The 23,309-nt window shown below is 63.7% G+C and carries 24 protein-coding genes; 15 read left to right on the forward strand and 9 right to left on the reverse strand.

Annotation, left to right across the window (positions count from 1 at the left end; translation table 11 throughout):
* Positions 1–4 precede the first annotated feature (4 nt).
* Both ACGYK2_RS07025 and ACGYK2_RS07030 read left to right on the forward strand, forming a co-directional pair.
* The gene (locus ACGYK2_RS07025) at positions 5–847 is read left to right on the forward strand and encodes an NAD(P)-dependent oxidoreductase (RefSeq protein ID WP_271688078.1); all 843 of its coding nucleotides are present in this window, start codon (positions 5–7) and stop codon (positions 845–847) included.
* Between the two features lie 23 nt (positions 848–870).
* On the forward strand, positions 871–2,103 hold the full coding sequence (locus ACGYK2_RS07030; RefSeq protein WP_271688079.1) for a mandelate racemase/muconate lactonizing enzyme family protein: 1,233 nt from the start codon (positions 871–873) through the stop codon (positions 2,101–2,103).
* Between the two features lie 176 nt (positions 2,104–2,279).
* Here ACGYK2_RS07030 and ACGYK2_RS07035 read toward each other — a convergent pair whose 3' ends face one another.
* Positions 2,280–4,454 (reverse strand): thiamine pyrophosphate-dependent enzyme, encoded by a 2,175-nt coding sequence (locus ACGYK2_RS07035; RefSeq protein WP_271688080.1) that lies wholly within the window; start codon positions 4,452–4,454, stop codon positions 2,280–2,282.
* A gap of 125 nt (positions 4,455–4,579) precedes the next feature.
* Positions 4,580–5,803: an acyl-CoA dehydrogenase gene (locus ACGYK2_RS07040; protein WP_271688082.1), complete on the reverse strand. Its 1,224-nt coding sequence runs from the start codon at positions 5,801–5,803 to the stop codon at positions 4,580–4,582.
* 97 nt (positions 5,804–5,900) lie between these two features.
* On the opposite strand from ACGYK2_RS07040, the gene ACGYK2_RS07045 reads away from it, so the two are divergent.
* Both ACGYK2_RS07045 and ACGYK2_RS07050 read left to right on the forward strand, forming a co-directional pair.
* Positions 5,901–6,800, forward strand: coding sequence for a LysR substrate-binding domain-containing protein (locus ACGYK2_RS07045; RefSeq protein WP_271688083.1), 900 nt, complete (start codon positions 5,901–5,903; stop codon positions 6,798–6,800).
* 89 nt (positions 6,801–6,889) lie between these two features.
* Positions 6,890–7,219, forward strand: coding sequence for a hypothetical protein (locus ACGYK2_RS07050; protein WP_394374267.1), 330 nt, complete (start codon positions 6,890–6,892; stop codon positions 7,217–7,219).
* Between the two features lie 70 nt (positions 7,220–7,289).
* Here ACGYK2_RS07050 and ACGYK2_RS07055 read toward each other — a convergent pair whose 3' ends face one another.
* Together ACGYK2_RS07055 and ACGYK2_RS07060 are read right to left on the reverse strand one after the other, a co-directional pair.
* Positions 7,290–7,703: a VOC family protein gene (locus ACGYK2_RS07055; RefSeq protein ID WP_271688085.1), complete on the reverse strand. Its 414-nt coding sequence runs from the start codon at positions 7,701–7,703 to the stop codon at positions 7,290–7,292.
* Positions 7,704–7,883: 180 nt separating this feature from the next.
* Positions 7,884–9,443 carry a bifunctional UDP-sugar hydrolase/5'-nucleotidase gene (locus tag ACGYK2_RS07060; RefSeq protein WP_271688086.1) on the reverse strand — a complete coding sequence of 520 codons (1,560 nt, stop codon included), beginning with the start codon at positions 9,441–9,443 and terminating at the stop codon, positions 7,884–7,886.
* 129 nt (positions 9,444–9,572) lie between these two features.
* On the opposite strand from ACGYK2_RS07060, the gene ACGYK2_RS07065 reads away from it, so the two are divergent.
* From ACGYK2_RS07065 to arsC, 3 genes are read left to right on the forward strand one after another with little or no spacing between them, the layout of a single operon-like run.
* Positions 9,573–9,923: a DUF952 domain-containing protein gene (locus ACGYK2_RS07065; protein ID WP_271688087.1), complete on the forward strand. Its 351-nt coding sequence runs from the start codon at positions 9,573–9,575 to the stop codon at positions 9,921–9,923.
* Positions 9,920–10,963, forward strand: coding sequence for a quinone-dependent dihydroorotate dehydrogenase (locus ACGYK2_RS07070; protein WP_271688089.1), 1,044 nt, complete (start codon positions 9,920–9,922; stop codon positions 10,961–10,963). The genes ACGYK2_RS07065 and ACGYK2_RS07070 overlap by 4 nt, the downstream gene beginning before the upstream one ends.
* On the forward strand, positions 10,960–11,301 hold the full coding sequence (gene arsC / locus ACGYK2_RS07075) for an arsenate reductase (glutaredoxin) (protein WP_271688091.1): 342 nt from the start codon (positions 10,960–10,962) through the stop codon (positions 11,299–11,301). The genes ACGYK2_RS07070 and arsC overlap by 4 nt, the downstream gene beginning before the upstream one ends.
* On the opposite strand, the gene ACGYK2_RS07080 is transcribed toward arsC, so the two are convergent.
* Genes ACGYK2_RS07080 through ACGYK2_RS07090 form a run of 3 tightly spaced genes read right to left on the reverse strand, consistent with a single transcriptional unit; the run spans position 11,298 to position 13,604 of the window.
* Complete coding sequence (locus ACGYK2_RS07080; RefSeq protein ID WP_394374280.1) at positions 11,298–12,650, reverse strand: MATE family efflux transporter; 1,353 nt, start codon at positions 12,648–12,650, stop codon at positions 11,298–11,300. The genes arsC and ACGYK2_RS07080 overlap by 4 nt on opposite strands.
* 22 nt (positions 12,651–12,672) lie before the next feature.
* The gene (locus ACGYK2_RS07085; protein ID WP_209218213.1) at positions 12,673–13,185 is read right to left on the reverse strand and encodes a PaaI family thioesterase; all 513 of its coding nucleotides are present in this window, start codon (positions 13,183–13,185) and stop codon (positions 12,673–12,675) included.
* Entirely contained in the window at positions 13,182–13,604 is a 423-nt protein-coding gene (locus ACGYK2_RS07090; RefSeq protein ID WP_067261213.1) for a PaaI family thioesterase, read from the reverse strand. The genes ACGYK2_RS07085 and ACGYK2_RS07090 overlap by 4 nt, the downstream gene beginning before the upstream one ends.
* 118 nt (positions 13,605–13,722) lie before the next feature.
* Here ACGYK2_RS07090 and ACGYK2_RS07095 point away from each other — a divergent pair, with 118 nt between their 5' ends.
* Entirely contained in the window at positions 13,723–14,103 is a 381-nt protein-coding gene (locus ACGYK2_RS07095; RefSeq protein WP_209218215.1) for a MerR family DNA-binding transcriptional regulator, read from the forward strand.
* A 21-nt stretch (positions 14,104–14,124) separates the two neighbouring features.
* Here the strand turns inward: ACGYK2_RS07095 and ACGYK2_RS07100 are convergent, their stop codons facing one another.
* A complete protein-coding gene (locus ACGYK2_RS07100; RefSeq protein ID WP_271688094.1) occupies positions 14,125–14,349 on the reverse strand; it encodes a hypothetical protein in 225 nt (74 codons plus the stop codon).
* Between the two features lie 99 nt (positions 14,350–14,448).
* Positions 14,449–15,210, reverse strand: coding sequence for a LuxR family transcriptional regulator (locus tag ACGYK2_RS07105; RefSeq protein WP_271688095.1), 762 nt, complete (start codon positions 15,208–15,210; stop codon positions 14,449–14,451).
* A gap of 185 nt (positions 15,211–15,395) precedes the next feature.
* On the opposite strand from ACGYK2_RS07105, the gene ACGYK2_RS07110 reads away from it, so the two are divergent.
* From ACGYK2_RS07110 to ACGYK2_RS07140, 7 genes are all read left to right on the forward strand, one after another.
* Positions 15,396–15,797, forward strand: coding sequence for a MerR family DNA-binding transcriptional regulator (locus ACGYK2_RS07110; RefSeq protein ID WP_067261195.1), 402 nt, complete (start codon positions 15,396–15,398; stop codon positions 15,795–15,797).
* A gap of 57 nt (positions 15,798–15,854) precedes the next feature.
* Positions 15,855–17,636: an acyl-CoA dehydrogenase C-terminal domain-containing protein gene (locus tag ACGYK2_RS07115; RefSeq protein WP_271688097.1), complete on the forward strand. Its 1,782-nt coding sequence runs from the start codon at positions 15,855–15,857 to the stop codon at positions 17,634–17,636.
* 50 nt (positions 17,637–17,686) lie between these two features.
* Positions 17,687–17,899, forward strand: a complete 213-nt coding sequence (locus ACGYK2_RS07120) for a hypothetical protein (protein WP_271688099.1) — start codon at positions 17,687–17,689, stop codon at positions 17,897–17,899.
* Between the two features lie 23 nt (positions 17,900–17,922).
* Positions 17,923–19,071: an acyl-CoA dehydrogenase family protein gene (locus ACGYK2_RS07125; protein WP_271688101.1), complete on the forward strand. Its 1,149-nt coding sequence runs from the start codon at positions 17,923–17,925 to the stop codon at positions 19,069–19,071.
* Between the two features lie 134 nt (positions 19,072–19,205).
* Positions 19,206–19,844 carry a glutathione S-transferase family protein gene (locus ACGYK2_RS07130; RefSeq protein ID WP_271688103.1) on the forward strand — a complete coding sequence of 213 codons (639 nt, stop codon included), beginning with the start codon at positions 19,206–19,208 and terminating at the stop codon, positions 19,842–19,844.
* A gap of 15 nt (positions 19,845–19,859) precedes the next feature.
* Positions 19,860–21,074: an acetyl-CoA C-acetyltransferase gene (locus tag ACGYK2_RS07135; protein WP_209218222.1), complete on the forward strand. Its 1,215-nt coding sequence runs from the start codon at positions 19,860–19,862 to the stop codon at positions 21,072–21,074.
* A 20-nt stretch (positions 21,075–21,094) separates the two neighbouring features.
* Entirely contained in the window at positions 21,095–23,296 is a 2,202-nt protein-coding gene (locus tag ACGYK2_RS07140) for a 3-hydroxyacyl-CoA dehydrogenase NAD-binding domain-containing protein (RefSeq protein ID WP_271688105.1), read from the forward strand.
* The last annotated feature ends 13 nt before the right edge of the window (positions 23,297–23,309 follow it).

A 23,309-nucleotide genomic window follows, 5' to 3' on the forward strand; every position in this document is an offset into this window, starting at 1 on the left:
TGTAATGAAATTTAAGAAACTGGTCCTGACAGGCGCCGCCGGGCGCCTCGGCTCCTACCTGCGCGAGCCGCTGGCCGCGATGTGCGAAGAACTGGTCAGCTCCGACATCGCCGAGGACATTGGCAAGCTTTACGACGGTGAGCGTTATCAGAAGGCCGATCTGGCGAGCTACGACGAGGTCGCGGCCCTGATGGAGGGCGCTGACATGGTGGTGCATTTCGGCGCCATCGTGGATGAAAAACCCTTCATGGAATTGCTTGGCCCGAACTTCGTCGGCTCCTACAACGTATGGGAAGCGGCCTATCAGGCGGGCGCACGGCGCGTCGTCTATGCCTCGTCGATCCATGCGGTGGGGATGCACAAAAAGGCCGATTTCATCGGCATCGACGCGGCCCACAAGCCCGATACTTTCTACGGCCTCGCCAAATGCTTCACCGAAGACCTCGGCTCCATGTATTGGGACAAGCGCCAACTCGAATCCGTGCATCTGCGCATCCTGAGCGCGGCACAGGTCAACAACTCCCGCGCGCTTGGCTCGTGGCTGTCGTATGACGATCTGATCCAATTGGTGACCCGCGCGGTGGATACGCCTTCGGTCGGCTTCTCGGTGATCTACGGCGTGTCGAACAACGACCGCGCCCCGGTGGACAACTCGAAAGCCTCCTTCCTCGGCTACCGGCCGAAGGACAACGCCGAGCAATTTGCCGAAAAAGTGCTGGCCGAAGAAGGCCCCGTCGACATCACCGACCCCGGCCAAATGTGCCACGGCGGCCCCTTCGCCAAGGTCGATCTGGGCGAAAGCGGCATCGCGCAGATGACCATCGTCGACGACAAGAAAGAGACCTAAGCGGCCAAACGAAAGGGACCGTCATGAAACTGCAAGACCTCGATATCATCGTGACGGCCCCGCCCGCCCCCGGCTGGGGCGGGCGCTATTGGATATTGGTCAAACTGACCACCGACGCCGGCATAACCGGCTGGGGCGAATGCTATGCCGCCAGCGTCGGTCCCGACGCGATGCGCACGGTAATCGAAGATGTCTTTGCCCGCCATATGCAGGGCGAAAACCCCGAGAATATCGAGTTAATGTTCCGCCGCGCCTATTCCGCAGGCTTCACCCAGCGGCCAGACCTGACGGTCATGGGCGCGTTTTCGGGGCTTGAGATCGCCTGTTGGGATATTCTGGGCAAGGACCGCGACCGCCCGGTGCATGCGCTGATCGGCGGGCGCACCAATGACCGGGTGCGCGGCTATACCTACCTCTACCCGCTGCCGCATCACAGCATGGCGGATTTCTGGACCTCGCCTGAGATGGCGGCGGAATCGGCGGCGGATTGCGTGGCGCGCGGCTATACGGCGGTAAAATTCGACCCCGCCGGCCCCTATACGCTGCGCGGCGGGCATATGCCTGCGATGTCGGACATCAGCACTTCGGCGGCGTTCTGCAAAGCCATCCGAGAGGCGGTGGGCGACCGCGCCGACCTGCTCTTTGGCACCCACGGGCAGTTCACGACCGCGGGCGCGATCCGGCTGGGCCAAGCGATCGAACCCTATAGCCCGCTGTGGTACGAAGAGCCAATCCCGCCAGACGCGCCTGAGCAGATGGCCAAGGTCGCGCGCGGCGTGCGCGTCCCTGTGGCCACGGGCGAGCGGCTGACCACCAAGGCCGAATTCGCGCCTTTGTTGCGGGCGGGCGCGGCGGAGATCCTGCAACCGGCCCTTGGCCGTGTGGGCGGCATCGCGGAGGCCAAGAAGATCGCCACCATGGCCGAGGTCTATAACGCGCAAGTGGCGCCGCATCTCTATGCCGGACCGGTGGAATGGGCCGCGAATGTGCAGCTTGCCACCGCGATCCCGAACATCCTGATGTGCGAATGTATTGAGACGCCGTTCCATGACCAATTGATCAAAGGGTCGATCCGGGTGGAGGACGGGTTCATCACCGCCCCCAAAGCACCCGGTCTGGGGATCGAAGTCGATGAGGAACTCGCCCGCGCGCATCCTTACACAGGCGATGGCCTGCATCTGGAGATGCGCGAAGAGCCTTGCGATTATGTGAATGGGAATAATTTTCAGGGCGGTGCGCCAGCGGATAGCCACTAGGCGCGCGTACCCGGCCCGGATTCAAGCCGCAGGCGCCGGGCCATCGCCTGCCCGCCCCCCGGGTAGGCGATTTGGCGGGGCTTGGCACAACTTCGCGAATGCGCGCCGAGATTGCACCATAAAGTGGCATAAGGCACCCGCGAATCGCCGACCCGCGGGCAGACGCTGGCCCTCAGCTACCCCAACAGATCCCGTGCCGCCGCCACGATCCCCTCGCGTGAGGGCAACGTCGCCGCATAAGCTGGCCCCGTGGCGATAAAACTGTCCTCCGCCGTCAGCCGAGCAAACTTTGCCACACCGCGCTCCGCCATCAGCGCCATCAGCGCCTCGGCCTGCCCGCCCGTCCGACGACACTCGTCAACGATCAGCACCGGACGATCCCCGATGGCCTCGATCAAAGCATCCTCCGGCAAAGGCGCCAGCCAGCGCAGGTCGATCACCCGCGCATCAACACCTGCCTCGGCCAAATCGCGCGCCGCCTGCTGGCTCAGGTAATGCCCGTTGCCATAGCTCACGATCGCCAGATCACCGCCCGCACCCGTGACCCCGACCTCGTCCAGCCCGATCCGCCGGTCCGGTGCCGGATAGCTGCGCATCCAGCGGCCATCCCCGGCCTCCATCAGGTCGCGCATCGGGTAGAGCGCGATGGGCTCGACAAAGACCACCACCCGCTGCTCCTCACGCGCCAAGCGGTGCGCCTCGCGCAGCATCATCGCCGCGTCGTCCCCTGCCGAGGGGCAGGCAATGACGATGCCCGGAATGTCGCGCAGCACGGCCAGCGAATTGTCGTTGTGGAAATGCCCGCCGAACCCTTTCTGATAGCCCAGCCCCGCGATGCGCAGCACCATCGGATTGCTCCACTGCCCGTCCGAGAAGAAGGGCAAAGTCGCCGCCTCGCCGCGCAGCTGGTCCTCGGCGTTGTGCAGATAGGCGAGGAACTGGATCTCCGGCATCGGCACGAAACCGTTGTGCGCCATGCCGATGGCGAGGCCGAGGATGCTCTGCTCATCCAGCAGCGTGTCGATCACGCGACCGGGGCCAAAACGGCTCTGCAGCTTCTGGGTGACGCCATAGACCCCGCCCTTGCGGCCCACGTCCTCGCCCATCAGCATGGTCTCCGGGTGCGCCAGCATCAGGTCGTGCAGCGCCCAGTTGATCAGCCGCGACATCGGCTGCGGGTTGTGCATCTGCCCCATATCGCTGCCAAAGGTGTCAGCCCGCGCCTCGGCGCTCGGCCCGTTGCTGGGCGCGCAGTCGCGCTTGGGCGGCACGAGGCTCGCCATGACGTCCGACGCCGTCTTCAGCCGGGGGCGTTTCACCACCTCGTCAGCCGCCTTCGCGACCGCCTCTTGCGTATCGCGGTAGATCGCCAGCGCCTCCTCGGCAGACGCCCCGGCCTCCACCAGCAGCCGCGCGGAATGCAGCAGCGGATCGTTGGCCTCATCCGCCTCCACCTCGGCGCGGGGCAGATAGGAGGTCGCCACATCTGCCCCCGCATGGCCATAGAGCCGCACGGTGCGCAGATGCAGGAAGGCAGGCTTGCGATGCACCCGCACCCAATCCGCCGCTTCCTTCGCCGCCGCATAGGCCGCATGCAGGTCAAGCCCGTCGCCCTCGAAATACTTCAACCCCGGCCTGCCCGACATCGACGCCTTAATCCAGCCCGTCGGCGTCTTGGTCGAAATGCCGATGCCGTTGTCCTCGCAAACGAAGAGCAGCGGCAGCGGCACGCCCTGCACGGCGGTCCAGCAGGCGGCATTGATCGCGCCCTGCGCGGTGGAGTGATTGGCCGAGGCGTCGCCGAAACTGCACATGGCGATGCCGTCACGCGGCAGGATCGCGTGCTCAGGCCGGTGCCGCCGTGCCATGCCGATGGAATGCGCGGCCCCTACCGCCTTGGGCAGATGGCTCGCGATGGTAGAGGTCTGCGGCGGGATCATCAGTGGGCGCGAACCCAGCACCTTGTGCCGCCCGCCGCTGGTCGGGTCCTCCGCCGAGCAGGCAAAGCTCAGGAGCATGTCGCGCATCATGTCCTGCCCCCCGGCCTGATCGGCACGGGCGATCTGAAAGGCCGCGTCGCGGTAATGCAGGAAAGCGATGTCATCGACGCGCAGCGCCGCCGCCACCGCTGCCATCCCCTCGTGGCCGGAGGAACCGATGGTGTAGAACCCCTGCCCCTCCTTCTGCATGACGCGGCTTTGCAGATCAAGCGCTCGGCTCAGCACCTGCGCGCGGTAGAGCTGCTCCAACTGGTCGCGATCAAGCGCCTTTTGCGGGGAGGTGGAAACGGGAAAATCCCCCGCCGCAACGCGACGGAGGAAGTTCTCATGAACGATGGCAACGCGGTCCATGGGGCCTCTTGAAATAGAAATTAATCGCTCTCGGCGAAAGCATGTCGGCCAGAAAGAAAGGCGGCGCCCCTCTTTCTGGCCATAAGTTTTTTCGGTGGCCGGGGGGTGCCCCCCGAAGCCAGTATTTAGAAGAACGCCTGCAGACCGGTCTGGGCACGGCCCAGGATCAGCGCGTGCACATCATGGGTGCCCTCGTAGGTGTTCACCGTCTCGAGGTTCATCATGTGACGGATCACCTGGAATTCGCCCGAGATGCCGTTGCCGCCGTGCATGTCGCGCGACATGCGGGCGACGTCGAGCGCCTTGCCGCAGTTGTTGCGCTTCACGATCGAGATCATCTCGGGGGCGGCATTGGCGGCATCCATCAGGCGGCCCACCTGCAGTGACCCCTGCAGGCCAAGCGAGATTTCGGTCATCATGTCCGCGAGTTTCTTCTGGAACAACTGGGTCTGGGCCAGCGGCTTGTTGAACTGCTTGCGGTCGAGACCGTATTGCAGCGCGGCGTGCCAGCAGAATTCGGCGGCGCCCATCGCGCCCCAGGAGATGCCGTAGCGGGCGCGGTTAAGGCAACCGAAGGGACCTTTCAGGCCTTCCACATGCGGCAGCAGCGCATCTTCGCCCACTTCGACGCCGTCCATGACGATCTCGCCGGTGATCGAGGCGCGCAAGGAAAGCTTGTTGCCTACCTTCGGCGCGCTCAGGCCCTTCATGCCCTTCTCCAGCACGAAGCCGCGGATCTTGCCGCCATGCGCCTCGGACTTGGCCCAGACCACGAAGACATCGGCAATGGGCGAGTTCGAGATCCACATTTTGGAGCCGGTGAGCGTGTAGCCGGTGTCGGTCTTCACCGCGCGGGTCTTCATGCCGGCGGGGTCGGAGCCCGCGTCGGGCTCGGTCAGGCCGAAGCAGCCGATCCAGTCGCCCGAGCAGAGCTTGGGCAGGTATTTCTGGCGCTGCTCCTCGGAGCCATAGGCATAGATCGGATACATCACGAGGCTTGCCTGTACCGACATCATGGAGCGGTAGCCGCTGTCCACACGCTCGACCTCACGGGCGACGAGACCGTAGGAGACGTAGCTGCCGCCCAGACCGCCGTATTCCTCGGGGATGGTGACGCCAAGAAGGCCCATCTCGCCCATCTCGCGGAAGATCTCGGGGTCGGTCTTTTCTTCGGCAAAGGCTTCGATTACGCGCGGTTGCAGCTTTTCCTGCGCATAGGCGCGGGCGGAATCGCGGATCATCCGCTCGTCTTCGGTCAATTGGCTGTCGAGGCGGAAGGGATCCTGCCAGTCGAAGGTTCCAAGATCGGGTTTGTCCTTGGCGCGCAACTTGGGGGCGTCAGCGGTCATGATGCATCCTTTCGGGTGATGTGATTTGCGGCAGTATTGCAAATCGGCGGCGCGAACTCTATCGCTGCTTTGTCCTGAGTTCATGAGAAAAAGTCATATGATCGCGCCGCGCCGCTTCTTGCCTTCGATCTCGGCCCTGCTGTCTTTCGAGGCGGTCGTGCGGCTCGGCACCGCCACGGCGGCGGCGCAGGAATTGAACCTCACGCAGAGCGCGGTGAGCCGTCAGATCAAGACGCTGGAGGAACAGCTGGGCGTGACGCTGATGATCCGTCAGGGCCGCCGTCTGACCCCGACGCAGGCGGGATTGGATTATGTAACGCAGGTGCGCGACATCCTGAACCGGCTGGCGCAGGCCTCGGTCTCGGCTCGGACGAACCCCACGGGGGGCACGCTTAATCTGGCGATCCTGCCTGCCTTCGGGATGCATTGGCTGGCCCCGCGCCTGCGCGATTTCGCGCGTGACCACCCGGAGGTGACGGTGAACCTATCGACCCGGCTGCGGCCCTTTACCTTTGCGGGCAGCCGATTCGACGCCGCCATTCATTTTGGTCATGAAGATTGGCCCGGCGTGCGCTACCTGCCGCTTTTGCCGGAAACGGTGGTGGCGGTCTGCGCGCCCGACCTACTGCCCGCACCGTTGGAGGATGCACGCGACGTGCGCCATCTGCCGCTGCTTCACCTAGAAACCCGCCCGCGCGGATGGGCGCGGTGGCTGTCCTCGCTCGGGGTGACGGATGAGCCGCCCGGCGGCATGATGTTCGACCAATTCTCGACCATGGCGCAGGCGGCGATTCACGGGCTGGGGGTGGCGCTGCTGCCGACCTTCTTCGCCCGCCCCTACCTGCGCGACGGGCAATTGGTGCTGGCCGCCTCGCCCACCACGCAGAGCATCGGCAACTACTACCTCGTCTGGCCCGACGACCGCGATGAGACGGCGGCGCTTGCGTCATTCCGCGGCTGGCTGGCCCAGCAGGCGGAGCCTGCGACGGCAGGATGAGCCGCGCAAAGCTGGCCCAAGTTATGCCGCATTTACCTTGTATGAAACCGGCTAACCCGCCCGCATCGGGCGTTCCAAAGGAGCAGATGATGCTAAGTTCATATCGCAAAAGCACCGGCGCTCTGGCCCTTGCCCTGAGCCTCTGCGCCGCTGGCGCCATAGCCGAAAGCCGCAACGTGCTGATCGTCGACGGCGCCTATTTCCCATCGCTGTCCCATGTGCAGCCAGGCGATCAGGTGGTCTTTACCAATAACGCCACCGGCAGCCATACGATCACCGGCGAGGACGAGGCTTGGACCAGCGGCCCGATCCCCGTGAACGGCAACTACACGCTCGACATCACCGCACAGACCCCGACCCGTTTCAGCGGGCAAACCTTGGAAGAGCCTGCTTTCGAAGGGGCGATCAGCTTCGACTGAGCCCGCAGCAGCATGAGCCACTCAAAGCCCCGCTTATGACAGCGGGGCTTTGTCGTTTCAGCGCTTGGCCTTATTGGGCAAAAACGCGGTCCATATCGGCGAAACCTTTGACCTCAATCGGATTGCCCGACGGGTCGCGGAAGAACATGGTTGCTTGCTCGCCCGGCTCCCCTTCGAAACGCAGCGAAGGTTCGATCACGAAGTCGACCTCTGCACCCTTCAGCCGCTCCGCCAGCGCCTTCCAATCCTCCATCCGCAGGACGACGCCCAGATGCGGCATCGGCACCATATGCTCACCGACCTTGCCGGTGGCCTCTGTCTTGAAAGGCTCGCCCAGATGCATGGAGATCTGGTGGCCGAAGAAGGAATAATCGACCCAAGTCTCGGTCGAACGGCCTTCGGTGCAGCCCAGCACATCGCCGTAGAAGGCGCGGGTCTCATCAAGGTCGCGGACGTTATAGGCAAGGTGGAAGGGGGTGAGCATAGCGGTCTCCTGTTTGGTTACCGCATGTGTATCCCTTGGCGGGAGAGGTGCAAGGGGCTGGCTTGCGGGGGGGGGCGCGCAGCTTGGGCAACAGCCCGGAATCAAGGGCCCTGTCCGGCTATTCACAAACAAAAAGGGCGCGCCCCGCTGGACGCGCCCTCTCGCTAAGGCCCGAGACCCTTACTTCATCTTGATGCGGCCATCGGTGTAGGGCTTGTAGCTGCCGTTCTTCGCCAGATACTCCGCCGTCACATCCGCCAGATCGGGGCCGAAGTCATAGGCATTCTCGGCGTCCTTGAACATCGCGTAGCCGTCGCCGCCATTGCGGACATAGTTGTTGGACACGGCGCCATAGGTCTTTTCGGGATCAATCGGTTCGCCGCCCACCATCACATCGCTGATGCGGCTGCCGGGCTCGGCCTTGGGATCAAAGGTATAGGACATGCCCGCCACCTGCGGGAAACGGCCCGCGCCGTCTTCCAACTGGCTCACCCCGTTTTCCAAGGCTTCGATCAGGGTCGCACCGCTGATCTGGAAGGTCGAGAGCGTGTTCTGGAACGGCAGCACGGTCAGCACTTCGCCCATGGTCACCTCGCCTGCGTCGATGGAGGCACGCAAGCCGCCCGCGTTGGAGATCGCCACGTCGATGCCCTGATCCTTGACCCGGTCCAGCATCGCGTCAGAGACAAGGTTGCCCATCGCACATTCCTGCGCACGGCAGATGTCACGGCTGCCTTCGATGGTTTCCGACGTCTCGGCCACGACCTTCTGGCGCAACTCCTCCAGCGGGGCGGCGCGTTCGGCCACCAGATCGACCGTCGCCTGATCCTCTTCGACCGAGGCGTCGAGCAGGATCGGATCGCCGGAGATTGCGGTCACCTCCCCCGCGTCGTCGAAGGTGACATTCAGCTCGCCCAGATACTTGCTGTAGGCATAGGCCTGAACGATCGGCACATCGTTGACCATGGTCGGGTAAGCGCCCTCGGCCCGCTCCTCGCTGTTACTAAGCAGCGTATGGGAATGGCCGCCAACGATCAGGTCGACGCCAGTCAGCTCTTCGGCCAGCCGTTTGTCGCCCGCCAGCCCGATATGGGTGAGCAGGATGATCTTGTTGACCCCATCCTCGGTCAGCGCGTCGATCTCGGCCTGTGCCGCATCCGCCGCCGGAGAGAAGATCACCTCGGCCCCGGGTGACGAGGTCTCGGGCGTGTCCTCGGCAAGGACGGAAACGATGCCGATCTTCTCGCCGCCGACCTCAAGCACGGTGGATTTGCCGATCTCGCCCTCCAGCCCCTCGACACCGCTCACGTCGATATTGGCCGAGAGCACGGGGAAATCGACCTTGGCCACGAAATCGGCCAGCCCTTCGGGGCCGTCGTCAAACTCGTGGTTGCCCACGGCCATCACGTCATAGTCGAGGTTCGACATGAACTCGGCCGCCATGTCGCCCTTGTAGCGCGTGTAGAAAAGTGAGCCTTGGAACCAGTCGCCCGCATCCAGCAGCAGATGGTTCTCACCCGCACGTTCGCGGGCGGCTTCGATGGCGGTGACCATCCGCGCGACACCGCCAAAGCATTTGCCCTCGGCATTGTCCTCGGCGCTGCAGGGGCCGTCATATTTGCTGATCGGCTCGAACCGGTCATGGAAATCATTGGTATGCAGAATGGTCAGATTATACTCGGCCGCCGCCATGCCGCTGGTCAAAGCCAGCGCGGCGGTCGCGGTCAGGAATCGTTTCATGATAGTTCCCCTGTTGCTTGTTATGCCGGTATCGTGGCGCGGGGTTTGGCCCGTGTCAAAGGTCATATGACCTGCCCTATGGTCACCCGCGGGTCTTGACCCCGCCCCGCCCGGCGGGCATCAGAAGCCATGCTGATTTTCAAGATATTCCGCGCAGACGAATGGGCTGCGCTGCGCAAGAATGGGGTCTCGGACGGGGCGCCTATCGATGTTACCGATGGCTATGTGCACATCTCCACCGCCGAACAGGCGGCGGAAACCGCTGCCAAACATTTCAAAGGGGAGGACGGCCTCTTCCTGCTCGCGCTTGAGGCCGACGCTCTGGGCGATGCGCTGAAATGGGAGCCCTCGCGCGGCGGCGCGCTTTTTCCCCATCTCTACCGTCCGCTCAAGATCGAAGACGTGGTCTGGGCGCAGCCCCTGCCGCTGGTGGGTGGCGTGCATGAATTCCCCGCAGGACTGGGCGAGGCCAGCAAATGACGCCGCTGTTGGAAAGGCTGGGCCTGCGGGCGCTGCACCGGGTCGATCCCGAAGCGGCGCACGGTCTGGCGATCCGCGCGCTGCGGGCGGGGCTTGCGCCCGCGCCGGGGCCGCAGACTTCGGCGCGGCTGCACACCACGCTTGCCGGGCTGGACCTGCCGAACCCTGTCGGGTTGGCGGCGGGGTTTGACAAGAACGCCACTGCAATCGCCCCCCTCTCCCGCGCCGGGTTTGGCTTTGTCGAAGTGGGGGCCGCCACGCCCCTGCCCCAGCCCGGCAATCCGCGCCCGCGCCTGTTTCGCCTGACCGAAGACCGCGCCGCGATCAACCGCTTCGGCTTTAATAACGAGGGGATGGAGGCGATCTGCGCCCGGCTTTCGCGCCGTGGCACGGGTGTGCCGGTGGGGCTGAACCTTGGTGCGAACAAGACCAGCGCGGACCGCGCCGCCGACTTTGCCCGCGTGATGACCGCCGCGCGCAATCACGTCGATTTCGCGACGGTCAATGTCTCGTCCCCCAATACCGAGAAGCTGCGCGACCTTCAGGGCAAGGCGGCGCTCTCGGCCCTGCTCGAAGGGGTGATGGACGTGCGCGGCGCCACGCCGGTTTTCCTGAAAATCGCCCCCGATCTCAGCGAAGCCGAGATTGAGGATGTGGCCGAGGTTGCCCAAAATTCGGGCGTTGCTGCCATCATCGCGACCAATACCACGCTTGACCGGACTGGCCTTGCCAGCGCCCATGCAGGCGAAGCGGGTGGTCTGTCCGGTGCGCCGTTGTTCGACCGCTCGACCCGCGTCTTGGCGCGGCTGGCAGGGCTGACGGATATTCCGCTGATCGGCGTCGGCGGGGTGTCGGACGCGCAGACCGCCTATGCCAAGATCTGCGCCGGGGCCTCTGCCCTGCAACTTTACACCGCGCTGGTCTTCGGCGGTCTCGGACTGGTGCGAGAGATCACCACCGGGCTGGATGCACTCTTGGCCCGCGATGGTTTTGCCAGCGTGGCCGAGGCCGTGAGCAGCAAACGCGAGGATTGGCTATGATCACCCTATGGCATAACCCGCGCTGTTCGAAATCGCGGCAGACGCTGGCGCTGATCGAAGCGGCGGGGGTGGAAGCAACCTTCCGCCGCTACCTCGAAGACGCGCCGACACGGGATGAGGTCATCGCCGCCCGCGACACCCTTGGCCTGCCTGCGATCAAGATGATACGGACGGGCGAGACGCTGTTCAAAGAGTTGGGCCTGACCAAGGACAGCCCCGAAGAGGCTCTGATCGACGCCATGGCCGCCCATCCGATCCTGATCGAACGCCCCATCGCTTTTGCCAATGGCCGCGCCGTGATCGGCCGCCCGCCCGAAGCGGTGCAGGCGCTGCTCTAGCCCGCCGCGCGCTCCAACGCCGGATAGCGCAGCGCCAAGGTGATGCCGCGCACCACGAAGGACACCAGAAGCGATATCCAAAGCCCGTGATTGCCCAGGCTCGGCACCAGAGCCAGTGCGGTCACGGCATAGATCAGAAACGACACAAGCATCATATTGCGCATGTCGCGCGACCGCGTGGCGCCGATGAAGATACCGTCGAACATATAGGCAGCACAGCCCAGCAGCGGCGCCGCGACCATATAGGGCAGATAGACCCGGGCGAGCTCTTGCACCTGCGGGGCCTTGGCCATCAGGTCGATGATCGCGCCGCCGCTGACGGCAAAGACCACCGCCAACAGCAGACTAACCAACAGCGCCCAAGCGGAGGTCAGCACCGCCCCGCGCCGCAGGACATCGCGCTGCCCCGCGCCGTAGGCCCGGCCAATGATCGCCTCGGCGGCGAAGGCGAAACCGTCCAGCCCGTAGGAGGTGATCATCAGGAATTGCAGCAGCACCTGATTGGCCGCCAAGGTCACATCGCCCAAGCCCGACCCCATGAAGAGGAAGGAGACAAAGATCGCCTGCAACAAAAGCGAGCGGATCAGGATATCGGTGTTCACCTGCATCATGCGCGTCCAGCGCGGCCCGTCAAAGACCTGCGCCCAATCGCGCCAGGCCACCCCTGCGAAAGCCGCGCGGCAGAACCACAGGCCCAAGGCCGCCCCGCTCCACTCTGCAAGGAAGGTGGCGATGGCGACGCCTTCGACACCCCAACCGAGGCCCAGCACGAACCACAGGTCCAGCAGAATGTTCAGCCCGTTCATCCAGACCTGCAACACCAGCACGGCGCGGCTGCGCTCCTGCGCGATGAGCCAGCCGGTGATTGCATAGATCGAGATCGCGGCGGGGGCAGACCAGATGCGGATCGCCATATATTGCCGCGCCAGCCCCTCGACCTCGGGCGATCCGGGGGCGATCTGGAACGAGGCCCAGAAAAGCGGCCATTGCAGCGCCATCAAGGCCAGCCCCGCCCCCGCGCCGATCAAAAGCCCGCGCGTCAGCAGCGCGGCGACCTCGCCCTCTTCGCCATTGCCCGCCGCCTGCGCGGTGAGGCCCACGGTACCCATCCGCAGAAAGCCGAAAATCCAGTAAAGCGCCGAGAGGATGATCGCCCCCAGCCCCACCGCGCCGATGGGGGCGGCGGCGCCCATCTGCCCCACCACGCCGGTGTCGACCGCGCCGAGGATCGGCACGGTGGCGTTGGAAATGACAATGGGAACCGCGATCTTGAGCACACGGCGGTGGGTCACCACATCACGCGCCGCCAGCGTACCACGCTCAACCGCGCGCACCTCTGCCTCGGTCAGCGGCTCTGTCTCTGATTGCGGCTCAGCCACGCCGTTGCGGCATCAGGAAATGGCCCGTGGCCTGCGCGAAAATACGGCTGCGGTTGTCCTGCCATGCCTCGACATGGACGCTGGCATAGCGCCGCCCCGAGCGGTTGATACGCGCCCGCGCATAGGCATCGCGCGGCAGGCCCGACCGCAGGTAATCCACGGTGAAATCGATCGTCTTGGGCAGCCGCGGCAAGTGGTCGGCATCCAGATTGTCCAGATCGAGCGCGCCGCTTTCCATATCTTCCCAGATCAGCCCCCAGCTGAGGGTGATGATCGCGGTCGCCTCAAGAAAGGCCGCCGTGGCCCCGCCGTGCAGGGCGGGCAGGATCGGGTTGCCGATCAGTTGCTCGGAAAACGGCATGATGCCGGTTAGCTCATCGCCACGGCGCTCGAACTCGATGCCCAGAAAACGGATATAGGGCACGCCTTCGACCATGGCGCGCAGCACCCCGTCGCGGCGTTGCTTGATGACCTGAACCGGCTCCGGCTTGCGACGTGTGGTCATGTGTGCCCCTCCACGGTGAAAGTGCCGGTCGCTGTGGCGACAAGGTTGTCGGCGTCCTCATCCGTCGTCGTGGCCCGCACGAAGGCCACCGAACGGGTGACGTGATAGCAGGTCGCGCGGGTGATGATCGTCTGCCCCGGTGTGGCGGCACGCAGATATTCGATCCTAAGATCCATCGTGGCGGTGGCCGCGGGATTGCTGGGGTGGCTCATCACCGCAGCCCCGCAGCAGGTGTCCATCAGCGCCGAGACCGCCCCGCCGCTGATCACCCCGGTCTGCGGGTCGCCGATCAGCTTGTCGTCATAGGGCATGGTGATCACGGCAGAGCCATCGCCCAACTCCTGCAACTCCATCCCCAGTGCCATGGAATGGGGCAGCGCCTGAATGAACTGTCGCGCCAGCTTTAATTTGTCGGACATGCAACCCAACCCTCTGCCTCTGGTTTTGTCCTTTATCAGGGCGAGATAGCCAAAGGGCAAGACCGCCTGTTGCGCATCCCCGCGCGTGACCATAGTTTGCCGGAAGGGAGAAGATGCTTTGGACGATGAACGCCTGACATTCAAAGAGATGTGCGCGGCATTTGACGTGACGCCACGCACGTTGCGCTATTACGAGTATATCGAATTGCTGCAACCGCACCGTGAGGGGCGCTCGCGTTTCTATGGCCCGCGCGAACGGGCGCGGATGAAGCTGATCCTGCGCGGCCGCAAGTTCGGCTTCGCGCTGGAGGACATCCGCCAGTGGCTGTTGATCTACGAAAAAGAGGGGACCGAGGCGCAGATGCGCACTTGGGTCACCATGGCCGATGGTCAATTGGAAGAACTGGCCGAGCAGCGCCGCCAGTTGGACGAAGCCATGGCGGAATTGCAAAAGCTGCGCGACGACACCGCCGCGGCCATCGCCTCGGACAAGAGCTGAGCGGCTGGCTGAGCGGCGGGCTCAGCGGCTGTTGCGCTGCGCCAACTGCCCGATGAGCATCTGCAAATCCGCCGTGATGCGGATGAGATCGGACACCACATCCGCGCTCGCGTCTCCGGCCAGATCGAATGCGCCGTTTTCGATGGTCTCGGACGCGCCTTTCAGCTCTGCAACCACGCGCGCGCGCGTTTCTGCCACGGAACCGTTTTCAGCCCCGCTACCTGTCTGCTCTTGTTTTTCTGACATGCCTCGTGCCTCTTTAGGTCGAGCGCCCGCACCTACAGCCCCCACGACGTGGGGTCATGTCACGCAGTCACGCGACAGCGACGCGAGGTCAACCTTGCCCTAGGGCGCGCCCTCTTTCGGGCGGCGCAGCAGCCCCGCCCCCAGCCCGCGAATGGCCGCGGTCGTGCGGTCATTCACCTCAAGCTTGGAGAAAATCCGCCGCACGATCGTATCGACCGTATGGGGCGAAATCCCAAGTATTTCGGCGATGACGCCATTGCTCTTGCCGGTAGCGATCCACTCCAGCACCTCGACCTCGCGCGGGGACAGGCCGAAATCCCGCGGCGATTGGCTTTCGGCCAAGACGCAATAGCGCAGATGCGCGATCTGGGCGGCGCTGAGAAGTTTGTACAACGCTTCCGGCGGCAGACGCGCCTGTTTGGCGGCAAACCCCAGTCCTACCACGGCGGAATCCCTGCCCGGACCATGCACCCTAAGCGAAATGCCGTCATTCGGGTAGCGCCGCATCAATCCTTTCATATAGAGGCCTTCCGCAGAGGTAAGCCGCGCCGTGCGGGCCACATCCGACCAGTAAATCGGCATCACCTGTTGCCGGGCCAGCGCCTCCACCGGGCTTTCGCGCAGCTTCTCTATGTCGAGAAACTGCGAATGCCACTGCGGTCCATCTGTCCCACTGCTGTCGAACTGATAGAGGATCGCAGGCGCGCCGGGGCTGTCACCGTGATAGCTGACCAGATCAATTCCACGACCTTGATAATAGGCAAGGCCGCAAGCCAGAAGACGCGCCGCGGAGGTGGCGTTCTGCGCACAGTGAACCAATCCGTCCAACGTCTTCGGCCCGATTTGATCGAGGTTTGCCATCTCCCACCCGTTCTAATGCCCAGCGCCATGGCGGCGGCGCACGCCCATCATCCTTTCAAACCTAAAGGAAATTACCCTGCGCATAAAGTGACGCAACGTATCACTTACGTCAACGTCAACTCCCATTGTATCAGAAATGCCAGCCCCCAACTGAAGTCATGAAACGACGATTGGAGAGTGATGAGATGACCGCCGACACGCTGACCATTCGCCAGATGTGCGACGCTTTCGAAGTGACCCCCCGCACCCTGCGGTTCTACGAAGCGAAAGAGCTGCTCTTCCCATTGCGCGAGGGCCAGAAACGCCTGTTCACCAAAAGCGACCGCGCCCGGCTCAAGCTGATCCTGCGCGGCAAGCGCTTTGGTTTCAGCCTCGAAGAAATCCGCCAGCTGCTCGACCTGTATCATATGGGCGACCAGCAACAGACGCAGATCGCCGCGGCCTATGAGATCGCCCGCGCCCGTTTGGCCGACCTCGAGTCGCGCCGCGAAGAGCTGAACGAGGCCATCGAAGACCTCAAGGACCAGTTGAAATGGGGGGAAAAGATGATCGCCTCCATGAACCAACCCCGCCGCGCCGCCGAATAACCCCGGCGGCGATGCCGCCCCCCAGACATCCATAAAAAGACGACCCGGAGAGCAAAGATGCCCAGTTACACAGCCCCCACCAAAGACCTGCAATTCGTGCTGCACGACGTGCTGAAGGTCACCGAAAGCAAGACCCCCGGCTATGAAGAGTTGGAGCCTGATTTCACCTCCGCCATCCTCGAAGAGGCGGGCAAGCTCACCTCCGAAGTGCTCGCCCCGCTGAACGTCGTGGGCGACAAGGAAGGTTGCCGCTTGGAAAACGGTGCCGTCTACACGCCGAAAGGGTTCAAAGAAGCCTTTGAAAAGGTGAAAGAAGGCGGCTGGCCCGGCCTTGACATGCCCGAGCAATACGGCGGGCAGAACATGCCCTATGTCCTCGGCACCGCCGTGGGCGAGATGTTCTCCGCCGCGAACCAAGCTTTCACCATGTATCAAGGTCTGACCCACGGCGCGGCCTCCGCGATCCTCGCCCATGGCACCGACGCGCAGAAAGACACCTACCTGCCCAAGATGGTCTCGTGCGAATGGACCGGCACCATGAACCTGACCGAGCCGCATTGCGGCACCGATCTGGGCCTGATGCGCACCAAAGCCGCCCCGCAGGACGACGGCAGCTATAAAATCTCCGGCCAGAAGATCTTCATCTCCTCAGGCGAGCATGACATGGCCGACAACATCATCCATCTGGTGCTGGCCAAGATCGAAGGCGGCCCCGAGGGCATCAAGGGCGTATCGCTCTTCATCGTGCCGAAGTTCATGGTGAACGAAGACGGCTCCTTGGGGGAGCGTAACGGCGTCTCCGTCGGCTCCATCGAAGAGAAGATGGGCATCCACGGCAACTCCACCTGCGTGATGAACTACGACGGCGCCACCGGCTATCTGCTGGGGACCGAACACAAGGGCATGCGCGCCATGTTCACCATGATGAACGAAGCCCGCGTCGGCGTCGGCATGCAGGGTCTGGCACAGGCCGAAGTGGCCTATCAAAACGCGCTGGAATACGCCAAGGACCGCCTGCAAGGTCGTGCCGTCACCGGTGCCGTCGCCCCCGAAAAACCCGCGGATCCGCTGATCGTGCATCCCGACATCCGCCGTTCGCTGATGGATCAGAAAAGCTTTGTCGAAGCGGCCCGTGCCTTCGTCCTTTGGGGGGCCACGATGATCGACGCGGCGCACCGCGCTGAGGATAAGGACGCAGATGGCCTCGTGTCGCTGCTCACCCCGGTCATCAAGGGCTTCCTGACCGACCAAGGCTACGACATGACCGTGAAGGCCCAGCAGGTCTACGGTGGCCACGGCTATATCGAGGAATGGGGCATGTCCCAATTCACCCGTGACGCCCGCATCGCACAGATCTACGAAGGCGCCAACGGCGTGCAGGCGCTTGACCTCGTGGGCCGCAAACTGGCGCAGGACGGCGGCAAACACGTCATGGCCTTCTTCGACCTCGTGAAGGGCTTCATCAAGGACAACGCGGGCCAAGACGCCGAATTCGACGCGGCCTTCCTTGAACCCCTGAAGGCGGCCAGCAAGGACCTGCAATCGGCGGGCATGTACTTCATGCAGAACGGCATGAAGAACCCCAACAACGCGCTCGCCGGGTCCAATGACTTCATGCATATGTTCGGTCATGTCTGCCTCGGCCTGATGTGGGCCAAGATGGGTTTGGCGGCGAAAGAAGCATTGAAGAGCGGCAGCGGCGACGCCACCTTCTACGAGACCAAGCTGGCCACCGGGCGCTACTATATGGCGCGCCAACTGCCCGCCACGGCCTTGCACCTGACCCGCATCCAATCGGGCGCGGATACGGTCATGGCGCTGGAGGCCGCAAACTTCTAAAACGGGGGGTGGGGGCAAGCCCCCCACCCTGCCCAACACCCGGAGAGACCATGCCCAAACGCTTCCGCCTGACCCGCCGCTTCCCCGTCGCCATGACCGAAGAAGGCTACCGCAGGCTGAAGAAGTTCAGCACCGAAGCAGGTCTTGATGAGGGGGAAGCGCTGTCGTTCCTGTTCGAGAATTTCAACTCAGTCATGAACGAGGAAAACCTGATCGCGCGGCTGCGCCTGTTCAACGCCGAACTGGACGCCCGCAAACGCTGAACCCTTGGGGAGGGGGCCAGAAGATGCAGACCAAAACATCCAGCTGGATGACCGAAGAACACCAGATGATCGCCGACATGACGGCGCAGTTCATCAACACCGAATGGGCGCCGCATTTCGAGAAATGGCGCAAGCAGGGCCAGATGGACCGCGACACATGGGCCCAGGCCGGAGAGCTCGGCCTGCTCTGCCCCTCGGTGCCCGAAGAATACGGCGGCGCTGGTGGCGACTTCGGCCATGAGGCCGCGATCCTGATCGAAGGCTCCCGCGCCAACCTCGCCTCCTGGGGCCACGGCATCCACTCCGGCATCGTGGCGCATTACATCCTCGCCTATGGCACCGAGGACCAGAAAAAACGCTGGCTGCCCAAGATGGTCTCGGGCGAGCTGGTCGGCGCACTGGCGATGACTGAACCCTCGACCGGCTCGGACGTGCAGCGCATCAAAACTAAGGCGATCCGCGAGGGCAACGCCTACAAACTCTCGGGCCAAAAGACCTTCATCACCAACGGCCAGCACGCCAACCTGATCATCGTGGCGGCCAAGACCGACCCCAAGGAAGGCTCCAAGGGCGTCAGCCTCGTCGTCGTGGAAACCGACAAGGCCGAAGGTTTCCAGCGCGGCCGCAACCTCGACAAGATCGGCCTGCATGCCGCCGACACTTCCGAGCTCTTCTTCGACAATGTCGAGATCCCGCCCGAGAACATCCTCGGCCAAGACGAGGGCCAGGGCTTCTACCAGATGATGCAGCAACTGCCGCAGGAACGCTTGATCATCGGCTGCGGCGCGGTGGGCGCCATGGAAGGCGCAGTGGCGCGCACGGTACAATACTGCAAGGAACGCGAGGCCTTCGGCGGCCCGCTGACCCAGTTCCAGAACACCCGCTTCCAACTCGCCGAGGTCAAAACCAAGACCGCGGTGGCCCGCGCCTTCCTCGACGAATGTATCGCGGAACACCTGCGCGGCGAACTCAGCGTCGACAAGGCGGCGATGCAGAAATACTGGCTCACCGACACTCAAGGCGAGGTGCTGGATGTCTGCTTGCAGATGCACGGCGGCTACGGCTTCATGCAGGAATATGCCGTGGGCGAAATGTGGGCCGACGCGCGGGTGCAGCGCATTTACGGCGGTACCAACGAGATCATGAAGGAACTGATCGCGCGCAACCTCTGACCGCGCGCGGGTTGAAACACCGGCGCAGAGGTATTTGAAAAAGGATGAAGATAAGGCGCCCCCTGCCCCCTTCATCCTTTCACAAATACCTTCCGACATTTCAGCGGGCGCCGACAGAAGAGGAGGAATGACAGGTGACCATACAGCTTTATTGCTTTGGCGAATCGGGCAACGCCTACAAGGCGGCGCTTGCGCTCGAATTGTCCGGGCTCGACTGGGAGCCGGTGAAGGTGGACTTCTTCGGTGGCCAGACGCGCCAGCCCGACTACCGCGCGCAGATCAACAACATGGGCGAGGCGCCGGTGATGATCGACGGCGATCTTCGGCTCACCCAATCGGGCGTAATTCAGGATTACGTCGCGGAAAAGACGGGCAAATTCGGCGGGCGCGACGCGACGGAACGGCGCGAAATCCTGCGTTGGGTGCTATGGGATAACCACAAGCTTAGCTCCGTTGCCGGGATGACCCGTTTTCTGATGAACTTCCTGCCCGAAGACAAACGTCCCGCCGAGGTCATCGCCTTTAATCAAGGCCGGCTCAAGGCCGCGTATAACGTGCTGAACGACCATCTCGACGGCCGCGACTGGATCGTGGGCGACGACATCACCAACGCAGACCTCAGCTGCTGCGGGTATCTTTATTACCCCGAGCCCTTTGGCTTCGACCGCAGCGACTGGCCCCATATCGACGCGTGGCTCACGCGTCTGAGCGAAACACCGGGCTGGAAAGCCCCGTATGATTTGATGCCCGGCAGCCCTGCTGACCGCGCCTGACCCGGAGGACATGACATGACCCAAGACGTATACATCTACGACGCCCTGCGCACTCCGCGCGGCAAGGGCCGCAAGGACGGCGCTTTGCACGAGGTGACCTCGCTGCGACTTTCCGCGCAGACCCTGAACGCCGTGAAGGAGCGCAACAACCTCGAAGGCCATGCCGTCGAGGACGTGATCTGGGGCAACGTCACCCAGGTGATGGAACAGGGCGGCTGCCTGGCACGCTCGGCGGTGTTGGCCTCGGACCTTGATGAGCGCATCCCCGGCCTTGCAATCAACCGTTTCTGCGCGTCGGGCATGGAAGCGGTGAACCTCGCCGCGAACCAAGTCAAAGGCGGCGCCGGCAACGGCTATATCGCCGGCGGTGTCGAGATGATGGGCCGCGTGGCCATGGGCAGCGACGGGGCGGCCATCGCCGTGGACCCGACGCTGGCGATGGAGAAATACTTCGTGCCGCAGGGTATTTCCGCCGACATCATCGCCACCGAGTTCGGCTTTTCGCGCGACGAGGCCGACCAACTGGCCATGCAGTCCCAGCAGCGCGCCGCGCGGGCCTGGGAAGAGGGCCGCTTCGACAAGTCCGTCATCACCGTGCGTGACCAGAACGGCCTCGCGATCCTTGACCGCGACGAATACATGCGCCCGCAGACCGATATGCAGAGCCTTGGCGGCCTGAACCCCGCCTTCCAGCAGATGGGCGAGGTCATGCCCGGCTTCGACAAGGTCGCGCTGATGAAATACCCGCATCTTGAGCGGATCAACCACATCCACCACGCGGGCAACTCGTCGGGCATCGTCGACGGCGCCGCCGCGGTGTTGATCGGTAACAAGGAGTTCGGCGAGCAGCACGGCCTGAAGCCCCGCGCCCGCATCCGCGCCACCGCCAAGATCGGCACCGATCCCACCATCATGCTGACCGGCCCGGTGCCGGTGACCGAGAAGATCCTCAAGGACAACGGCATGACCATCGGCGATATCGATCTGTTCGAGGTCAACGAGGCTTTCGCCGCCGTGGTGCTGCGCTTCATGCAGGCCTTCGACGTGGATGACAGCAAGGTCAACGTGAACGGCGGCGGCATCGCCATGGGGCACCCCCTGGGCGCCACCGGCGCCATGATCATCGGCATCCTGCTCGATGAGATGGAGCGCGCCGACAAGGAAGTGGGGCTGGCCACGCTCTGCATCGCGTCGGGCATGGGTGCCGCCACCATCATCGAGCGCGTGTGAGCCGCGAAGGGAGCAAGAGAATGACCGATTTCACAATGAACAAGGATGCCGAAGGCATCGCCACCATCACTTGGGACGTGCCGGGCAAGAGCATGAACGTCATGTCCTTCGACGGCCTGCGCGATCTGGAAAAGCACATCGACGACGCGCTGGCCGATGACGCCGTCAAGGGCATCGTCATCACCTCCGGCAAGGAAGGCTCCTTCGCCGGGGGCATGGACCTGAACCTGTTGGCGAAGATGAAGGAAGACGCAGGCGACGATCCGGCCAAGGGTCTGTTTGAGGGCACGATGCAGATGCACGCCCTGCTGCGCAAGATCGAGCGCGCGGGCATGGACCCCAAGACCAACAAGGGCGGCAAGCCCGTGGCCTGCGTGATCCCCGGCACCGCCGCGGGCATCGGGCTGGAACTGCCGCTGGCCACGCATCGCACCTTTGCCGCGGACAACCCCAAGGCACGCATCGGCCTGCCGGAGATCCTCGTGGGCATCTTCCCGGGTGCTGGCGGCACCACGCGGATGGTGCGCAAGCTCGGCGCCATGGCGGCTTCGCCCTTCCTTCTGGAAGGCAAGATGGTCGCCCCTGCCGCAGCGCAGAAGGCCGGGATCATCGACGAGGTCAGCGAAGACCCGATGGCCGCGGCCCGCGACTGGGTGCTGAACGCCAAGGATGCCGATCTGGTCAAGCCGTGGGATGCCAAGGGCTACAAGATGCCCGGCGGCGCGCCCTACCACCCGGCGGGCTTCATGACCTTTGTCGGCGCCAATGCCATGGTCAACGGCAAGACCCAGGGCGTCTATCCGGCGGCCAAGGCGCTGCTCTCGGCGGTCTACGAAGGCGCACTGGTGCCCTTCGACACGGCGCTAAAAATCGAGGCACGCTGGTTCACCAATGTGCTGATGAACCCTTCATCGGGCAATATGATCCGCTCGCTTTTCCTCAACAAGGAAGCGCTAGAGAAAGGCGCCGTTCGGCCTGAAGGCGTGCCGGACCAGCGCGTGAAGAAGCTGGGCGTTCTGGGTGCCGGCATGATGGGGGCTGGCATCACTTTGGTCTCGGTTCAGGCCGGGATCGAGGTCGTGCTGATCGACCAGACGCAGGAAGCCGCCGACAAGGGCAAGGCCTATTCCGCGAGCTATTTCGACAAGGGCATCGCCCGCAAGAAATCGACCGAGGAGAAGAAGGCCAAGGCGCTCGATCTGATCACCGCCACCACCGATCTCGATGCGCTCAAGGACTGCGATCTGATCATCGAAGCGGTCTTCGAAGACCCCAAGGTGAAGGCCGAGATGACCCAAAAGGTCGAAGCCGTGATCCCCGAGGATTGCATCTTTGCCTCCAACACCTCGACCCTGCCGATCACCGATCTGGCCAAGGCGTCGAGCCGCGCGGAGCAGTTCATCGGCATTCACTTCTTCTCGCCGGTCGAAAAGATGCTGCTGGTGGAGATCATCAAGGGGCAAGAGACCGGTGACCGGGCCGTGGCCAAGGCGCTCGACTACGTGCGCCAGATCCGCAAGACGCCGATCGTGGTCAATGACGCGCGCTTCTTCTATGCCAACCGCTGCATCATTCCCTATATCAACGAGGGTGTGCGCATGGTCCAGGAGGGTGTCGAGCCCGCGTTGATCGAGAACGCCGCGAAGCTGGTCGGCATGCCCTTGGGCCCGCTGCAGCTGATGGACGAGACCTCGATCGATCTGGGGGCGAAGATCGCCCGGGCGACCAAGGCGGCGATGGGCGATGCCTATCCGAACGACGACATCGATCCGCTGGTGTTCTGGATGGAGGAAGAGGGCCGTCTGGGCCGCAAGGCCAACGCCGGTTTCTACAGCTACGACGCCAAGGGCAAGCGCGAGGGGCTGTGGCAGGGCATGGGGGACAAGTACCCCGTGGCAGACGAGCAGCCTGAGCTGATCGAGGTGCAGCACCGCTTGCTATTCTCGCAGACGCTGGAAGCCGTGCGCGCGCTGGAGGAAGGTGTCTTGATGGACATCCGCGAGGGCGACGTGGGCGCGATCCTCGGCTGGGGCTTCGCGCCTTGGTCGGGTGGCCCGCTGAGCTGGCTCGACATGATCGGCGCGCCCTATGCGGCGGAGCGTTGTGACGAATTGACCGAGAAATACGGTGAGCGTTTTGCCTGCCCGGACCTGCTGCGCGATATGGCGCAGAAGAACCAGAGTTTCTACGGACGGTTCAACCCGGACGCCAAAGCGGCGTAAGGGGGAGAGGGGC

It is taken from the genome of Sulfitobacter sp. 1A10359, assembly GCF_043558145.1.
Taxonomy (GTDB): Bacteria; Pseudomonadota; Alphaproteobacteria; order Rhodobacterales; family Rhodobacteraceae; genus Sulfitobacter; species Sulfitobacter faviae.

What these genes read in the sequence shown, in the direction of transcription:
- ACGYK2_RS07025 (WP_271688078.1), top strand. Translation starts at nt 5, where the DNA reads ATGAAATTTAAGAAACTGGTCCTGACAGGCGCCGCCGGGCGCCTCGGC.
- ACGYK2_RS07030 (WP_271688079.1), top strand. Translation starts at nt 871, where the DNA reads ATGAAACTGCAAGACCTCGATATCATCGTGACGGCCCCGCCCGCCCCC.
- ACGYK2_RS07035 (WP_271688080.1), bottom strand. Translation starts at nt 4,454, where the DNA reads ATGGACCGCGTTGCCATCGTTCATGAGAACTTCCTCCGTCGCGTTGCG.
- ACGYK2_RS07040 (WP_271688082.1), bottom strand. Translation starts at nt 5,803, where the DNA reads ATGACCGCTGACGCCCCCAAGTTGCGCGCCAAGGACAAACCCGATCTT.
- ACGYK2_RS07045 (WP_271688083.1), top strand. Translation starts at nt 5,901, where the DNA reads ATGATCGCGCCGCGCCGCTTCTTGCCTTCGATCTCGGCCCTGCTGTCT.
- ACGYK2_RS07050 (WP_394374267.1), top strand. Translation starts at nt 6,890, where the DNA reads ATGCTAAGTTCATATCGCAAAAGCACCGGCGCTCTGGCCCTTGCCCTG.
- ACGYK2_RS07055 (WP_271688085.1), bottom strand. Translation starts at nt 7,703, where the DNA reads ATGCTCACCCCCTTCCACCTTGCCTATAACGTCCGCGACCTTGATGAG.
- ACGYK2_RS07060 (WP_271688086.1), bottom strand. Translation starts at nt 9,443, where the DNA reads ATGAAACGATTCCTGACCGCGACCGCCGCGCTGGCTTTGACCAGCGGC.
- ACGYK2_RS07065 (WP_271688087.1), top strand. Translation starts at nt 9,573, where the DNA reads ATGCTGATTTTCAAGATATTCCGCGCAGACGAATGGGCTGCGCTGCGC.
- ACGYK2_RS07070 (WP_271688089.1), top strand. Translation starts at nt 9,920, where the DNA reads ATGACGCCGCTGTTGGAAAGGCTGGGCCTGCGGGCGCTGCACCGGGTC.
- arsC (WP_271688091.1), top strand. Translation starts at nt 10,960, where the DNA reads ATGATCACCCTATGGCATAACCCGCGCTGTTCGAAATCGCGGCAGACG.
- ACGYK2_RS07085 (WP_209218213.1), bottom strand. Translation starts at nt 13,185, where the DNA reads ATGACCACACGTCGCAAGCCGGAGCCGGTTCAGGTCATCAAGCAACGC.
- ACGYK2_RS07090 (WP_067261213.1), bottom strand. Translation starts at nt 13,604, where the DNA reads ATGTCCGACAAATTAAAGCTGGCGCGACAGTTCATTCAGGCGCTGCCC.
- ACGYK2_RS07100 (WP_271688094.1), bottom strand. Translation starts at nt 14,349, where the DNA reads ATGTCAGAAAAACAAGAGCAGACAGGTAGCGGGGCTGAAAACGGTTCC.
- ACGYK2_RS07105 (WP_271688095.1), bottom strand. Translation starts at nt 15,210, where the DNA reads ATGGCAAACCTCGATCAAATCGGGCCGAAGACGTTGGACGGATTGGTT.
- ACGYK2_RS07110 (WP_067261195.1), top strand. Translation starts at nt 15,396, where the DNA reads ATGACCGCCGACACGCTGACCATTCGCCAGATGTGCGACGCTTTCGAA.
- ACGYK2_RS07115 (WP_271688097.1), top strand. Translation starts at nt 15,855, where the DNA reads ATGCCCAGTTACACAGCCCCCACCAAAGACCTGCAATTCGTGCTGCAC.
- ACGYK2_RS07120 (WP_271688099.1), top strand. Translation starts at nt 17,687, where the DNA reads ATGCCCAAACGCTTCCGCCTGACCCGCCGCTTCCCCGTCGCCATGACC.
- ACGYK2_RS07125 (WP_271688101.1), top strand. Translation starts at nt 17,923, where the DNA reads ATGCAGACCAAAACATCCAGCTGGATGACCGAAGAACACCAGATGATC.
- ACGYK2_RS07135 (WP_209218222.1), top strand. Translation starts at nt 19,860, where the DNA reads ATGACCCAAGACGTATACATCTACGACGCCCTGCGCACTCCGCGCGGC.
- ACGYK2_RS07140 (WP_271688105.1), top strand. Translation starts at nt 21,095, where the DNA reads ATGACCGATTTCACAATGAACAAGGATGCCGAAGGCATCGCCACCATC.